A 14940-nucleotide genomic window follows, 5' to 3' on the forward strand; every position below is an offset into this window, starting at 1 on the left:
GTGCGCCCCACGAAGAAGTTGTCCCCCGCCGCATTCGGCGCAGCGTCCCCCGCCGTCTCCTCTGTGGAGACCGGTGCCGAGGCCCGGTCCGCGAGCCGAGTCTCAGCGGCCCCGTCGTCCCGGACGTCCTTCGTCCGCAGGGCGTTGGCCCCGGTCACGGCGCTCGCGCTGGCGGGCACGTTGCTGTCGGTGCCGCAGGCGTCGGCCGGCGGCTCCGCCGGTCCGGCCGATCTCGGCGGGTTGGACTGGGGCGCGTGCCCGACCGCGGCGATGACCGCGCCGGGCACCGTGTGCGCGGACATCGACGTGCCACGTGATTATTCCGACCCGGAGGGCGCGACGATTTCCCTCACTGTCAGCCGGGTTCCGGCGACGGGGGAGCGCCGTGGCGTCATCGCAGGCAATCCGGGCGGCCCCGGCGGCGACGCGTTGGGAATGTTCTCCGACGAGGCCGTGAGGATGCCGACCGCCGTCCGGGAGCACTTCGACCTCATCGCCGTCGAGCCGCGCGGCCTGGCCTGGGGCACCCCGCTGAACTGCAACGTGGCGGACATCCCGATGACGGGTCTGCTCTCCGGGCAGGTCGGCGCGATGTACGCCTCCTGCGAAGCCAATGAACCGGGATACGCGGCGACCATCACCACGGAGAACACCGCTCGCGATCTCAACCATGTCCGCGACGTGCTCGGCCAGGACGTCATGCACCTCTACGGCCTGTCCTACGGCACGGATCTGATGAGCACGTACGCGACCCTGTTCCCGGACAAGACGGGCCGGATGGTGCTGGATTCCTCGGTCGATCCTGCCGACCGTTACTTTCGGCTCGGAGACTCGCGCGAGCCGTGGCGCCGCGAGGCTCTCAACGCGATGTTCCAGTGGATCGCCGACCGTGACGACGAGTACGGCCTGGGCACCACCGCCCTGCAGGTGTACGCGCGCTGGTCGCAGCGCATCAACGAGGAGGTTGGCGCGCCGGGTCAGGTCTACCCGCCGCCGACGCAGGTGGGCGACGTGCCCGCCGCCTTCGCCGACGACCCGGAGGCGTTCATGCAGCTGGCCGACGGCGTTCTGCCCGTCGCGTGGCGCAGCCATTCCTTCGCGGCGAACCTGATGCGCCCCGGCGCCGGCAATCAGTCGGTGCTGCTGCAGCAGACCTTCGCGGCGACGTACTCGGAGAGCATGTGGCCCGACATCGCCGACGCCGTGGTCACCGGCGAGGTGGAGACCCCCGAACTACCCGAGGGCGTGACCCCGGAAGACATGATGGCGCAGACCGAGGCGATGGGAACCATCGAGCGGGCGATCATCTGCAACGACAACGTCACCGCCGCCGACCCGTCCCGCATTCCCCGCACGTACCTCGACCAGTTCACCGGCGGCGACATCTTCCGCCTCAACGCCGATGCGCTGTCGTCGGGGCAGCTATGCCTCGGCTGGCCGGGGCAGGGCGCTGCCGTGGAACTCAGCGGCGACGCCCTCGAGTCGAAGCCGCTGCTGCTCCACTACGACCGCGATGCGGCGGTGACCGGCACGGGCGGCCGCGCGATGCAGGCGGTCATGGGCGGCGAGCTCATCGAGCTGCCGGGCCACGGCCACGGCGTGCTCGTCGCCCACAACGACGCCGACGAGATCGCCAACGTCGTCGCCGCCCACTACTTGGGCTGACCGGTCATGCCGGGCTGACCGGTCCGAGATTGGGCCGGCTACTTGCCCTTCGCCTCGTGGCCTTTCTGCCACTCGCGCACGTCGTCGGAGTTCCGCGGGTTCAGCCCGTGGAGCTTCGCCGCCGGCACCGGCGCTTTGCCACGGCCCGCATAGCTGGTGAACGTGCCGCGCGCGGTACCGGTGAACTCCGCGCATTCGGCGACGGTCCACAGCTCGACGCCGGTGTCCTTGTCGATGATGCGAGGATTCATGCCGCCGGGACTAGTTGTGCGTGACGACGGCAAAAGACCCGACATGACAGTGCCACCGACTTGTTACCGACGCTGTATGAAACCGTGACGCGCGCACGCGGTCGTGACATGCCTGTGACGGATTTCGGGACGGATCCCGTCAAAAAGAAGAACACCCTCCGACGCTGGCCGGAGGGTGCTTTCACATGGAGGGGATGACGGGAATCGAACCCGCGTCTTCAGCTTGGAAGGCTGAGGTATTAGCCACTATACGACATCCCCATAGACAGAAATCCGGTTTAGATGCGCACTCGCCTCAACCAGACCGTGTCTTGGTACAAGGCATATTAACTCGTTAAAGCGCACATACAAAAATCGATGCCAGGTTTTTCTCGAAGGATTTAAAGAAAAGTGGCTGTGGCCGGGAAAAACAGAAAATGAAACTAAAGCAATATGGGGTATATGAAACAGGCGTATAGCCGTTGATTACACTGTCACACGACTCAACAAAGGGGCAGTCGTTTTAGGCGGCTTCTTTGGGGAGTCGGCCGACGAATGGAGTGTTTGCAGTAAACGAGGCCGCCAAAAGCAGTGCCGAGGTGATGCAAACGCCCTGTGATATGCATGGTTTTCATGAAACCGGTAGTAGTTGGCAGGTTGGCTCTCGATGGCGTCGTAAAGCGTTTTCAGACAGAGCATTAGCCTGGTTGAACGCGTGGTTTTGTGATTTCGTTAATCGTCAGGTAAATCTATACGGGTCCGTTGTGGAAACGCGATTTCGCGACTATGAGGGCCCCGGTGCAGATGCTCCAAAGGGGTTTCTGCTAGGTTTCGAATGACGCATACGGGGTATGGCGCAGCTTGGTAGCGCGTCCGCTTTGGGAGCGGAAGGCCGTGGGTTCAAATCCCGCTACCCCGACCAGTATCACGGGCACTCCCGTGGTCTATGAATTAATCATCGAGTTGCAGGAGAGTGCACCAGTGAAGTCTTCCGTTGAGAAGCTCAATGAGACCCGAGTGAAGATTACCGTCGAGGTCCCGTTTGACGAGCTGAAGCCAGAGTTCGACAATGCCTACAAGGCACTGGCTCAGCAGGTCCAGATTCCGGGCTTCCGTAAGGGCAAGGCACCGGCAAAGCTGATTGAGGCCCGCTTCGGCCGCGGCCCAATCCTGGAGCAGGTGCTCAACGACATGGTTCCGTCCCGCTACGACGAGGTCGTTCGCGAGGAGGAGCTGAAGGTTATCGGTCAGCCTGAGGTTGACATCACCAAGCTGGAAGACGGCGAGCTCGTCGAGTTCACCGCTGAGGTCGACGTCCGTCCGGAGATTGGGCTGCCGAAGTTCGAGGACATCGCAGTTGAGGTTGACCCGCTGGTCGCCGACGAGGAAGCTGTTGAGGCTGAGCTGCAGAACCTGCTCGCTCGCTTCGGCACCCTGACCGGCGTTGAGCGCGCAGTTGAGAAGGATGACTTCGTCTCCATCGACCTGTCCGCCACTATCGACGGTGAAGAGCTGGAAGAGGCTTCCACCGAGGGACTGTCCTACCAGGTTGGCTCCGACGATCTGATTGACGGCCTGGATGAGGCTGTTGTTGGCCTGTCCCAGGGCGAGTCCAAGGAATTCACCACCAAGCTGGTTGCTGGCGAGCACGAGGGCGAGGACGCTCAGGTCACCGTTACCGTTCAGTCCGTCAAGGTCCGCGAGCTGCCGGAAGCTGACGACGACTTCGCTCAGATGGCTTCCGAGTTCGACACCATCGAGGAGCTGAAGGAAGACCTGGCACGCCAGGTCGAGAACACCAAGAAGGGCGAACAGGCTCAGCAGGTCCGCGACAAGGTCCTGGCTGCCGCAATGGAGCAGACCACAATCGCTCTTCCGGAGGGTGTTGTCAAGGAGCAGGTCGAGGGCCAGCTGCAGCAGCTGCTGGGTCAGTTCGGCGGCGACGAGAAGGTTCTGAACTCCATGCTGGAGGCCCAGGGCACCACTCGTGAGCAGTTCGACGAGGACTCCAAGAAGTCCGCTGAGGAAGCTGTTCGCACCCAGCTGTTCCTGGATGCACTGGCTGAGGAGATCCAGCCGGACGTTTCCCAGCAGGAGCTCACCGACCACATCCTGTTCACTGCTCAGTCCTACGGCATGGACCCGAACCAGTTCATCCAGCAGATTCAGCAGTCCGGCCAGCTCGGCAACCTGTTTGCAGACGTTCGCCGCGGCAAGGCTCTGGCCACCTCGATCCTGAAGGCTTCCGCCAAGGACACTGAGGGCAACGAAATCGATCTGAACGAGTACTTCGGTGAGGTCGAAGCTGAGGCTGAGAAGGCTGAGTCCGACAAGGCTGAGGACAACTCGGCTGAGTAAGCCCCGCCGTTAGCGCGACGCATTCCTTATGCTGCAACGCTTATAGCGAACAAGGGCCGTTCCTGAAACAAAGGGACGGCCCTTTTCGTTACCCTCTAGTGAACGACAAACTCGCACACGTACGAAGAAGGAGTACACAGATGAGCGATAACGCCCAGATGTCGACGAACACGGTTTTCGACAAGCTGCTCAAGGAGCGCATTATTTGGCTGGGTGAGCAGGTCGACGACGAGATTGCCAACAAGCTCTGCGGTCAGATGCTGCTCCTGGCAGCTGAGGACCCGGAGGCGGATATCTCGCTGTACATTAACTCCCCGGGTGGCTCCGTCACCGCCGGCATGGCCATTTACGACACCATGCAGTTTGTTCCGTGCGACGTGGCTACCTACGGCATGGGCTTGGCAGCTTCCATGGGTCAGTTCCTGCTCGCCGCAGGTGCTAAGGGCAAGCGTTACGCACTGCCGCACGCCCGCATTATGATGCACCAACCATCTGCAGGTATTGGCGGTACCGCATCCGACATCACCATTCAGGCTGAGCAGTTCGCTGCCACCAAGAAGGAGATGGCTCGTCTGATTGCGCAGCACACCGGTCAGCCGGTCGAGCGCATTGAGGAAGACTCGGACCGCGACCGCTGGTTTACCGCAGCTGAGGCTAAGGAATACGGCCTGGTTGACCACGTCGTGACCGCTCTCAAGGACACCGCACGCTAAAAGCGGACAGTAGCGAATAATTAGAGGCGATTTAATCAACATGGAGATGAACAATATGCAGATGCCGCAGTCGCGCTACGTGCTTCCTTCTTTCGTGGAGCACTCCAGCTTTGGTGCTAAGGAATCCAACCCATACAACAAGCTCTTCGAAGAGCGCATTATCTTCCTCGGCTCCCAGGTCGACGATACTGCCGCTAACGACATCATGGCGCAGCTGCTGGTGCTCGAGGGGCTGGACCCGGATCGTGACATCACGATGTACATCAACTCCCCAGGCGGCTCCTTCACCTCGCTGATGGCCATCTACGACACGATGCAGTACGTGCGTCCCGACGTGCAGACCGTGTGCCTGGGCCAGGCTGCCTCCGCGGCAGCCGTGCTGCTCGCTGCGGGTGCACCGGGTAAGCGTGCAGCTCTGCCGAATGCGCGCGTTCTCATTCATCAGCCGGCTACCCAGGGAATCCAGGGCCAGGTTTCCGACCTGGAGATTCAGGCGAACGAAATCGAGCGCATGCGCAAGCTGATGGAGGAGACGTTGGCTCGCCACTCCGGTCGCACTGCAGAGCAGATCCGCAAGGACACCGACCGTGACAAGATCCTGACCGCTGAAGAGGCCGTCGAGTACGGCATCATCGACCAGGTCTTCGAGTACCGCAAGCACAACGCCTAAATGGGGACATGGTCTCTTTGGAGTGCTGCGCACTGGCCGTCGTAAAGCACCGGGCGAGATCGCGTGAAATTCGCCTCGCCCCTGGCGTGGAAGCCGGTATTTGCGCACACTCACGGTAGGCTGGTCTGAAGCAGTTATTGGCAACGAAGCGGAAAGGCGGCGGCGGGAGCCTCATGGCGCGTATGCAAGAAAGTGCGGATTTGCTGAAGTGCTCTTTCTGTGGAAAGAGTCAGAAGCAGGTCAAGAAGCTGATTGCCGGACCTGGTGTGTACATCTGTAATGAGTGCATCGAGCTCTGCAACGAGATTATTGAAGAGGAGCTCAACACCGGCGGCGAGGCAACTGGCAACGACGACCGCCTGCCGCGGCCGATGGAAATTCGAGACTTCCTCGATGAGTACGTCATCGGCCAGGACATGGCTAAGCGCACCCTAGCGGTAGCGGTCTACAACCACTACAAGCGCCTTCGTGCTGCGGAGACCAAGTCGGACAACGACGTCGAGCTGCAGAAGTCGAACATTCTCTTGCTGGGGCCGACAGGCTGTGGCAAGACGTACCTCGCGCAGACGCTGGCTCGCAAGCTGGATGTGCCGTTCGCGATTGCTGACGCCACCAGCCTGACCGAGGCCGGCTATGTCGGTGAGGATGTGGAGAACATCCTGCTGAAGTTGCTGCAGGCGACTGATTTCGACGTCGAGAAGGCGCAGCGCGGCATCATTTACGTCGATGAGATTGACAAGATCTCGCGTAAGTCTGAAAACACCTCTATCACTCGCGATGTCTCCGGTGAAGGTGTGCAGCAGGCGCTGCTGAAGATTCTCGAGGGAACCGTAGCCGCCGTGCCCCCGCAGGGTGGGCGCAAGCTGCCAAACCAGGAGTTCATTCAGTTCGACACCTCCAATGTCCTGTTCATCGTCGCCGGTGCGTTTGCCGGTCTGGAGAAGGTCGTGCAGGAGCGTGTCGGTAAGAAGGGGCTGGGCTTCGGCGCAGATGTCACCTCGGCTAACGACGCGGATATGAAGGATCCATTCCGCGACGTGCTGCCGGAGGACCTCGTTCGATTCGGCCTGATCCCTGAGTTCATTGGTCGCCTGCCCGTCATCGCATCGGTCACCAACCTCGATGAGGACGCGCTGGTTCGCGTACTCACCGAGCCCAAGAACTCCCTGGTCCGCCAATACCAGCACCTGTTCGACATGGATGGTGTGCGCCTCACCATCGACGACGAGGCACTGCGCGCCATTGCTGCCAAGGCGATTAGCCGCAATACCGGCGCCCGTGGTCTGCGCGGCATCATGGAAGAAATCTTGGTTCCCGTGATGTTCGACGTACCAGAGCGTGACGACGTTGCGGAGGTCATTGTCCACAAGGAATGCATCACGGACGGTGCAGCGCCAGAACTCGTTGAACGCAGCGCGGACAAGAAGACTGCGTAAAGGTAGCTGAAAACCCGGTTAGAGCGCCTGCTCTAACCGGGTTTTGATGTCTGTGTGGAGCCCTAGTCGTCCATGCCGTAGATGTCGCGGTAATCCGGGGCATCATCAGCAGCCAAGTCCTGAGTCTCTGGGTTGGGCTGATCGCCATAGACCTCTGCGCCAAGCGCGGACGAGTTCGCGCCATGGGAGGCCAGCAAGGAAGTGTACGAGCTTCCCGGTTCGTTGCGAGGCGAGGATGTCAACAGGCTGGTCACGGTGTCCTGTGCGAACTCACGCAGCTTGTCCGACAGCACCGTCGACTGCATTTCAATGCCGTAGAGGTTTTCAAAAGTCCGTTGGTGCAGGGTGGGGAAGGTGGCCAGTGAGAGCACGAGAATATAAAGATCAAGTGCGGAAATGTCAGTGCGGAATGCACCGTAATCGCGGCCGAGCAACAAGATGCGGTCAAACTCCAAAACAATTGGGCTCTGACCACCAAGCCCAGTCACGCCTTCTAGCGGCAGGACCGGATGTAGGTTTTCCTGGATGATGAACCGCACGGCGAGCGGGTTCGCCGAGAAGTAGTCATAGATAACACCGACCACATGCTGCAGGGCTTCCACCGGCACATTGGAGTGCGGGCGCAGGTCGTCGTCGTCAGGCCTTACGGTCTCCAGCACATGTGCCCACGTCGCCCTGTAGAGTCCCAACTTGTCACCACAGTGGTAGTGAAGCATGCGCTTGGAGACACCAGAGGCGGCAGCAATGGCATCCAAACGGGCATCTGCATACCCCTTTGCGGTGAATTCTTGAAGTGCTGCCACCAAGACTGCATGGGGGATTGCATCAGAGGAGCCTGGAGACTTCATGAAAATCCTTTGCTTGGACTAGAGAGAGACTAAGGGGTTTTGGCTATCTAACGGGGGTGAAATTGCTCGGTCGCGGACTTCTTTCTAGTGAAATGAGTACATGACCGTAAGTCATGCCTAATGCTATCCGTTTTTCAGAATTGGCCTGAGCCCGTCGCCCCCGTCTGCGCCAATTCTGTAGTCGCATTAGAGTGGGCAGCGAATTGATTCTCTCTCGAGAAAGGCCTGAAGTGAACAAGACTCCCGTAAAGGTTGCAGTTACCGGCGCCGCCGGACAGATCGCTTACTCCCTGCTCTTCCGCATTGCCAGCGGTTCGGTTTTCGGCCCTGAGACCCCGGTTGAGTTGAACCTGCTGGAGATCACTCCGGCGCTGCACGCCACCGAAGGCGTCGCCATGGAGCTGTTTGACTCCGCCTTCCCGCTTCTGACTGGCATCAACATCACCGATGATTCGGCAAAGGCATTCGACGGTGCCAACGCCGCCTTCCTGGTCGGTGCAAAGCCGCGCGGCAAGGGCGAGGAGCGCTCCGCACTGCTGGGTGCCAACGGCAAGATCTTCGGCCCGCAGGGTGCTGCACTGAATGATCACGCAGCAGACGACATCAAGGTTCTGGTTGTCGGCAACCCGGCCAACACCAACACCATGATTGCCGCTTCCCACGCTAAGGACATCCCGGCAGAGCGCTTCACTGCCATGATGCGCCTGGACCACAACCGTTCCCTGTCTCAGCTGTCGGAAAAGATTGGTGTTCCGACCACTGAGATCAAGAACATGATTGTCTGGGGTAACCACTCCGCAGACCAGTTCCCGGACATCACCTACGCCACCATTGCAGGCGAGAAGGTCTCCGACAAGGTGGACGCTGCGTGGGTCGAGCAGGACTTCATTCCGCGTGTCGCGAAGCGTGGCGCAGAAATCATCGAGGTCCGCGGTTCTTCCTCCGCAGCTTCCGCTGCAGCTGCCGCAGTTGACCACATGCGTGACTGGGTCACGGGTACCCCAGAGGGCGAGTGGGTCTCTGTCGCCCTTCCGTCCGATGGCTCCTACGGCATCGACGAGGGCCTGGTCGCTGGTGTTCCGTGCTACGCCAAGGACGGCGAGTGGGTTCGCGTTGAGGGCCTGGATCTCTCCGAGGTTCAGCGCGCTGGCATCGAGCGCAACGTCAAGGCACTGCGCGAAGAGCGCGAGGCTGTTAAGGACCTGCTGGTCTAAGAGCTGTTCAACGGCCGTTTAGAGGCGCTCTCTTGTGATGATTTCACAAGAGAGCGTTTTTATTTTGCGCGGTAATCGCGGTTTGGCTCGGAGCGGGAGAAAGGCTTGAATTAGGCGGTGTATAAGTCGCTGATGGCAGATATGGGTGGGGCGCAAGGGCCGTCGTAAAGCCCCTGGAAAACCAAATCCGGGCAAGGCGCTAAGATGTGACGCGTGACTGAGAACAACGTGGACCTAAACAGAGCAGATAAGTTGCCCAAGTCGTGGAACCCGGCTGACGTGGAGTCGGACCTGTACCAGGGCTGGGTAGACGCTGGCTATTTCGAGGCTGATCCGTCTAGCTCCAAGCCGGCTTACTCTATTGTGCTGCCCCCGCCGAATGTGACGGGTCAGCTGCACATGGGCCACGCACTGGACCACACTTTGATGGATGCGCTGGTGCGCCGTAAGCGCATGCAGGGCTACGAGGTGCTGTGGCTGCCGGGTATGGACCACGCGGGTATCGCAACGCAGACCAAGGTCGAGGCGATGCTGAAGGAGTCCGAAGGTAAGGACCGCTTCGATTACGGCCGCGAGGAATTCGTGGAGAAGGTCTGGGAGTGGAAGCACGATTACGGCGGACGTATCGGCAACCAGATGCGCCAGATTGGTGACTCCCTGGATTGGTCACGTGAGCGCTTCACTCTGGACGAGGGCCTGTCCCGTGCGGTTCAGACGATTTTTAAGGAACTGTTTGACCGCGGCCTGATTTACCGCGCCAAGCGCATGGTCAACTGGTCGCCAGTGCTGCAGACTGCAATCTCGGATATTGAGGTCAAGTACGAGGACGCTGAAGGCGAGCTCGTGTCTTTCCGCTACGGCGATGGGGAGGACTCCATTGTTGTGGCGACGACTCGTGTGGAGACGATGCTGGGTGACGTGGCAATTGCCGTGCACCCGGAGGATGAGCGCTACACGCACCTGGTGGGCAAGGTTCTGGACCACCCGTTCCGCGAGGACCTGAAGATTCAGGTCATCGCCGATGACTACGTGGACCGCGAGTTCGGTACCGGCGCGGTGAAGATCACGCCGGCGCACGATCCGAATGACTTCGCTATGGGCCAGCGCCACGACCTGGATATGCCGGAGGTCATCGACACCACTGGCCGTATCTTCAACACTGGCACGCGTTTCGACGGCATGGATCGTGCAGAGGCCCGTACTGCGCTGACGGAGGCGCTGCGTGAGCAGGGACGCATTGTCAAGGAGATTCGCCCGTATGTTCACTCGGTTGGTCACTCGGAGCGCTCGGGTGAGCCGATTGAGCCGCTGCTGAGCCTGCAGTGGTTCGTTAAGGTCGATGAGCTGGCCAAGATGTCCGGCGATGCTGTTCGCGAGGGCGACACGGTTATTCACCCAGCTTCGCAGGAGCCGCGCTGGTTCGATTGGGTCGATGACATGCACGACTGGTGTATTTCCCGCCAGCTGTGGTGGGGCCACCGCATCCCGATTTGGTACGGCCCGAATGGCGAGGTCGTCTGTGTCGGCCCGGATGATGAGGTTCCGACGGGCGAGGGCTGGACGCAGGATCCGGACGTGCTGGATACCTGGTTCTCGTCTGCGCTGTGGCCGTTTTCCACGATGGGTTGGCCGGAAGCCACCCCAGAGCTGGAGAAGTTCTACCCGACATCCGTACTGGTTACCGGCTATGACATTCTGTTCTTCTGGGTCGCGCGCATGATGATGTTCTCGACCTTTGCTGCCACCCTGGCTGATTCACCGCTGGGTAAGGGGCGCGACGGTCGTCCGCAGGTGCCGTTTAAGGATGTCTTCCTGCACGGTCTGGTCCGCGATGAGCAGGGTCGCAAGATGTCGAAGTCCCTCGGCAATGGCATTGACCCGCTGGACTGGGTCCGTGACTACGGTGCGGACGCACTTCGCTTCACGCTGGCGCGTGGCGCTAACCCAGGCTCTGACCTGCCGGTCGGTAATGACGCCGCTCAGAGCTCCCGTAACTTCGCCACCAAGCTGTTCAACGCCACCCGCTTTGCGCTGATGAACGGGGCCCACGTGGGCGAGCTGCCGGACCGCGACCAGCTCACCGACACCGACCGCTGGATCCTGGACCGCCTGGAACAGGTCCGCGCCGAGGTTGACTCTGCGCTGGATAAGTACGAGTTCTCCAAGGCCAACGAGGCCCTCTACCACTTCGCATGGGACGAGGTCTGTGACTGGTACCTGGAGATGACCAAGGTTGACTTCCCGCGCCTGAACGACGGCGAGACCATGACCGAGGAGCAGGCCGCCCGCGCCGCCTCCACTCGTCTGGTTCTCGGCCGCGTGCTGGATACGCTGCTGCGTCTGCTGCACCCGTCCATGCCGTTCGTCACGGAGACGCTGTGGAAGGCGCTTACCGACGGCGCGGAGGGCTTCGAGGATTCTCTGGTTATTTCCGCCTGGCCGGATGCAACCATGACCACCGACAGCGCTGCTGTCGACGAGGTTGCCGCACGTCGTATTGCCGATGCCCAGAAGTTGGTCACCGAGCTGCGTCGTTTCCGCAATGACCAGGGTGTGAAGCCGTCGCAGCGCGTGCCGGCACGCATGAACCTGGCGGATGCTGATCTGACTGCTCAGGAAGAGATGATTCGTTCGCTGGCTCGTGCTGAGGCGCCGGAGGATGGATTCACCGCTACCGCTTCCATTGAGGTGCGCCTGTCTCAGGCCACTGTCCTGATCGAGCTGGATACCTCCGGCACCGTCGACGTGGCCGCTGAACGCAAGCGCCTGGAAAAGGACCTGGCCAAGGCAGAGAAGGAACTGGCCGGCACCGAGAAGAAGCTCGGCAACGAGGCCTTCCTGTCCAAGGCTCCGGAGCAGGTCGTGGAGAAGATTAAGACTCGCCACCAGTTCGCACTGGAGGAGATTGACCGTATTAAGGCTCGTTTGGAGGGACTTCCGCAGGCATGACCGATCCACGGGATGCTGAACCACGTGATGAGGCCGCAGGCGAGATTCGTTTGAATCTTGGCGGCGGCGACGATTCGGTGACGCAGGAAGAGTCTGCGATGCGAGAAGAGTCCACCGCAGCGCGTGAGTTCGAATTCGATCCGGCTGACTCTCAGATCGTCGAGGACCTCGAACCTCGTGAAATCGCCGGTGTGATGGCTGATGGCCGCATGCCCGATGACATGCGCCTCGGTGAGGTCTCCGTGTCCGAGGAAGGCCTGAGCCTGCCGGTGGATGTGGATCGCCCAGTCAATGAGCCGGCTCCGCTGGAGGCCACCGCCGAGGAGCTGCGCGAGCTCGCAGAGGTGGAAGCCGAGCTGGATCAGCGCTGGCCGGAGACCAAGATTGACCCGTCGCTCGAGCGAATCGAGATGCTGATGGACATCCTTGGCCATCCTGAGCGTGCCACTCCGGTCATTCACGTTGCCGGCACGAATGGCAAGACTTCCACTGTGCGCATGATTGAGTCGCTGGTGCGCGCTCTCGGTCGTCGCACCGGCCGCACCACCAGTCCGCATCTGCAGCTGGTTACCGAGCGCATCGCCATCGATGGCCAGCCCATTCATCCACGCGATTACGTGCGCATCTGGCGCGAGATTCAGCCCTACGTGGAAATGGTTGACGCCAAGTCCGCCGAAAAGGGCGGCCCGCAGATGAGTAAGTTCGAGGTCCTCACGGCCATGGCCTACGCTGCCTTCACCGACGCTCCTGTCGATGTCGCCGTGGTGGAAGTCGGCATGGGTGGCACATGGGATGCGACCAACGTGGTGGAGGCCGACGTGGCAGTCATCTGCCCAATCGGTCTCGATCACACGGAGTACCTCGGCGATACCCTGGCTGAAATCGCTTCTGAGAAGGCCGGCATCATCAAGTCGCGGTGGAACAAGGACGACTTGCTCACGCCACCGGACAATGTCGCCATTGTCGGCGAGCAAGAGCCGGAAGCAATGGACGTCGTTTTGCGACGTGCCGTGGAAATGGACGCCTCCGTCGCCCGCGCTGGAGTTGAGTACGGCGTCGTCAGTCATCAGCTGGCGGTCGGCGGGCAGAACCTGACGCTCAAGGGCCTGGCCGGCGAGTATGACGACATCCATCTGCCGCTGCACGGTCCGCATCAGGCGCGTAACGCAGCCACAGCACTGGCTGCGGTGGAGGCGTTCTTCGGCGCAGGTCCGGGGCGTCCGCTCAACATTGATGCGGTTCGCGAAGGCTTTGCGACGGTCGCATCGCCCGGCCGCCTGGAGCGCGTGCGTTCGACCCCGACGGTGTTTATCGATGCCGCCCACAATCCTCACGGTGCCCGTGCGCTACGCACGGCGCTCTCCGCTGAGTTCGACTTCCGCCGTGTCATTGGTGTGCTGTCGGTGTTGGGGGAGAAGGACGCTCGTGGGCTGCTGGTGGAGCTGGAGCCGTACTTCGAAGAAGTGGTAATCACCCAGAACACCTCGCCGCGTGCGCTGCACTACGACGACCTGGCTGACCTTGCGGAGGAGATTTTCGGCGAGGAGCGCGTGCATCGCGTGCCAACTCTGCCGTCCGCCGTTGAGCTAGCTGTCGCGCTGGCTGAGGAAACCGACACCGGTGACGGTATTGTCTCTGGTTCCGGTGTGATTGTCACTGGATCTGTTGTTACCGCGGGCGAGGCCCGGACACTATTTGGAAAGGACCCGCAATGAGCGAATCTCAGGCGAGCCAGCCACAGGGCAATGGCGCGGAGGATTACACCGCTGCCGACCGCGAGGCCCTGCGCGCCTACCGCGAGGGGCGTGACCTGAGTGAGGGTGGCAAGTATGGTCCGCTCGGTGCGGGACACGATCCGGCTAAGGACCCGCTGAAGGGTCTGCGCGGTGTTATGTCCGGCACGCTGATTATGCAGGCTATTTCGGTGCTGCTTGGTCTGACTGTGGTCACGCGCATTCCCGACGGCCAGATTAACCAGACCTTCTCGGTTACGTACATCACCATCCTGGGCTTGGCTCTGATTGCGATGGCCTTCCTGCAGAAGCAGCCTTGGGCACTGAAGGCGAACATTGTGCTGCAGGTCTTTGGTGTGCTGGCTATCTTCACGCACGTGTCTATGGGCGTGGTGGGTATTTTCTTCGCCCTGGTGTGGGCCTACATTCTGCATCTGCGGAAGAACCTCCTCCAGCGTATGGAGCGCGGTCTGTTGACCACCCAGCACTCGTAAGTCTCCCGCGCTCGTAGTCGCGACTTTCACCCCGCTGCACCACCACTCCGGTGCAGCGGGGTTTGTCATAGTATGATGCTCACCATGACTGAACGTACTCTTATTCTGATCAAGCCGGACGGCGTTTCCCGCGGTCTGGTCGGCGAAGTTATCTCCCGCATCGAGCGCAAGGGCCTGAAGCTGGTCGCGCTTGACCTCCGTGTTGCTGACGAGGCAACTGCGAAGGAGCACTACGCAGAGCACGTCGATAAGCCGTTCTTTGGTGAGCTGGTTGATTTCATCACCTCTGCACCGCTGGTCGCTGGTGTTATCGAGGGCCCGAACGCAATCGCTGCGTGGCGTCAGCTCGCTGGCGGCACCAACCCGGTTGAGGCCGCAACTCCGGGCTCCATCCGCGGTGACTTCGCACTTGAGGTTGCTAACAACGTTGTTCACGGTTCCGATTCTCCGGAGTCCGCTGAGCGCGAGATTGGTATTTGGTTCCCGAACCTCTAAACGTTGACGGTTCAGCATTGACCCGTGAGCGTTGAACTGGCGCCGAACTGAGCAAGCAATTGTTTGCCGGTTCGGCGCTTTTTGCTTGTCGACGACCGTGGGGGGTTAAGTGACAAAAAGTGTGTCTGATTTTCA

At 60.9% G+C, this 14940-nt stretch carries 12 protein-coding genes and 2 tRNA genes; 11 read left to right on the top strand and 3 right to left on the bottom strand.

Annotated elements, in window-relative coordinates; translation table 11 throughout:
• The first annotated feature begins 144 nt into the window (after positions 1-144).
• Positions 145-1665, top strand: a complete 1521-nt coding sequence (locus tag HMPREF3053_RS10185; protein ID WP_126107929.1) for an alpha/beta fold hydrolase — start codon at positions 145-147, stop codon at positions 1663-1665.
• Between the two features lie 38 nt (positions 1666-1703).
• On the opposite strand, the gene HMPREF3053_RS10190 is transcribed toward HMPREF3053_RS10185, so the two are convergent.
• Both HMPREF3053_RS10190 and HMPREF3053_RS10195 read right to left on the bottom strand, forming a co-directional pair.
• The gene (locus tag HMPREF3053_RS10190; RefSeq protein ID WP_048735147.1) at positions 1704-1916 is read right to left on the bottom strand and encodes a hypothetical protein; all 213 of its coding nucleotides are present in this window, start codon (positions 1914-1916) and stop codon (positions 1704-1706) included.
• 186 nt (positions 1917-2102) lie between these two features.
• Positions 2103-2177 (bottom strand) — tRNA-Gly (locus tag HMPREF3053_RS10195).
• 563 nt (positions 2178-2740) lie between these two features.
• Here HMPREF3053_RS10195 and HMPREF3053_RS10200 point away from each other — a divergent pair.
• The 5 genes from HMPREF3053_RS10200 (at position 2741) to clpX (ending at position 7072) form a co-directional block, all read left to right on the top strand.
• A tRNA-Pro gene (locus HMPREF3053_RS10200) sits at positions 2741-2817 on the top strand.
• Positions 2790-4253 (top strand): trigger factor, encoded by a 1464-nt coding sequence (gene tig, locus HMPREF3053_RS10205; protein WP_083295680.1) that lies wholly within the window; start codon positions 2790-2792, stop codon positions 4251-4253. Before HMPREF3053_RS10200 ends, tig begins: the two co-directional genes overlap by 28 nt.
• Before the next feature lie 140 nt (positions 4254-4393).
• A complete protein-coding gene (locus HMPREF3053_RS10210) occupies positions 4394-4966 on the top strand; it encodes an ATP-dependent Clp protease proteolytic subunit (protein WP_016422302.1) in 573 nt (190 codons plus the stop codon).
• A gap of 46 nt (positions 4967-5012) precedes the next feature.
• Positions 5013-5636: an ATP-dependent Clp protease proteolytic subunit gene (locus HMPREF3053_RS10215; RefSeq protein ID WP_369707172.1), complete on the top strand. Its 624-nt coding sequence runs from the start codon at positions 5013-5015 to the stop codon at positions 5634-5636.
• Between the two features lie 173 nt (positions 5637-5809).
• Positions 5810-7072 (top strand): ATP-dependent Clp protease ATP-binding subunit ClpX, encoded by a 1263-nt coding sequence (clpX, locus tag HMPREF3053_RS10220; protein WP_048735141.1) that lies wholly within the window; start codon positions 5810-5812, stop codon positions 7070-7072.
• A gap of 62 nt (positions 7073-7134) precedes the next feature.
• Here clpX and HMPREF3053_RS10225 read toward each other — a convergent pair whose 3' ends face one another.
• Entirely contained in the window at positions 7135-7920 is a 786-nt protein-coding gene (locus HMPREF3053_RS10225; protein WP_049190863.1) for a TetR/AcrR family transcriptional regulator, read from the bottom strand.
• A gap of 230 nt (positions 7921-8150) precedes the next feature.
• Here HMPREF3053_RS10225 and HMPREF3053_RS10230 point away from each other — a divergent pair, with 230 nt between their 5' ends.
• From HMPREF3053_RS10230 to ndk, 5 genes are all read left to right on the top strand, one after another.
• Positions 8151-9134, top strand: a complete 984-nt coding sequence (locus HMPREF3053_RS10230; RefSeq protein ID WP_070767658.1) for a malate dehydrogenase — start codon at positions 8151-8153, stop codon at positions 9132-9134.
• A 213-nt stretch (positions 9135-9347) separates the two neighbouring features.
• Positions 9348-12083 carry a valine--tRNA ligase gene (locus tag HMPREF3053_RS10235; protein ID WP_070566397.1) on the top strand — a complete coding sequence of 912 codons (2736 nt, stop codon included), beginning with the start codon at positions 9348-9350 and terminating at the stop codon, positions 12081-12083.
• 209 nt (positions 12084-12292) lie between these two features.
• On the top strand, positions 12293-13798 hold the full coding sequence (locus tag HMPREF3053_RS10240; protein ID WP_246819399.1) for a bifunctional tetrahydrofolate synthase/dihydrofolate synthase: 1506 nt from the start codon (positions 12293-12295) through the stop codon (positions 13796-13798).
• A complete protein-coding gene (locus HMPREF3053_RS10245; protein ID WP_049190860.1) occupies positions 13795-14310 on the top strand; it encodes a DUF4233 domain-containing protein in 516 nt (171 codons plus the stop codon). The genes HMPREF3053_RS10240 and HMPREF3053_RS10245 overlap by 4 nt, the downstream gene beginning before the upstream one ends.
• 84 nt (positions 14311-14394) lie before the next feature.
• On the top strand, positions 14395-14805 hold the full coding sequence (ndk, locus tag HMPREF3053_RS10250; protein WP_038629458.1) for a nucleoside-diphosphate kinase: 411 nt from the start codon (positions 14395-14397) through the stop codon (positions 14803-14805).
• The last annotated feature ends 135 nt before the right edge of the window (positions 14806-14940 follow it).

Origin of the sequence: Corynebacterium sp. HMSC064E07 (assembly GCF_001815745.1) — a bacterium.
GTDB classification, from domain to species: domain Bacteria; phylum Actinomycetota; class Actinomycetes; order Mycobacteriales; family Mycobacteriaceae; genus Corynebacterium; species Corynebacterium jeikeium_D.

Coding starts and splice junctions, on each gene's coding strand:
- HMPREF3053_RS10190 (WP_048735147.1), bottom strand. CDS start 1,916: ATGAATCCTCGCATCATCGACAAGGACACCGGCGTCGAGCTGTGGACC.
- HMPREF3053_RS10210 (WP_016422302.1), top strand. CDS start 4,394: ATGAGCGATAACGCCCAGATGTCGACGAACACGGTTTTCGACAAGCTG.
- HMPREF3053_RS10215 (WP_369707172.1), top strand. CDS start 5,013: ATGAACAATATGCAGATGCCGCAGTCGCGCTACGTGCTTCCTTCTTTC.
- clpX (WP_048735141.1), top strand. CDS start 5,810: ATGGCGCGTATGCAAGAAAGTGCGGATTTGCTGAAGTGCTCTTTCTGT.
- HMPREF3053_RS10225 (WP_049190863.1), bottom strand. CDS start 7,920: ATGAAGTCTCCAGGCTCCTCTGATGCAATCCCCCATGCAGTCTTGGTG.
- HMPREF3053_RS10240 (WP_246819399.1), top strand. CDS start 12,293: ATGCCCGATGACATGCGCCTCGGTGAGGTCTCCGTGTCCGAGGAAGGC.
- HMPREF3053_RS10245 (WP_049190860.1), top strand. CDS start 13,795: ATGAGCGAATCTCAGGCGAGCCAGCCACAGGGCAATGGCGCGGAGGAT.
- ndk (WP_038629458.1), top strand. CDS start 14,395: ATGACTGAACGTACTCTTATTCTGATCAAGCCGGACGGCGTTTCCCGC.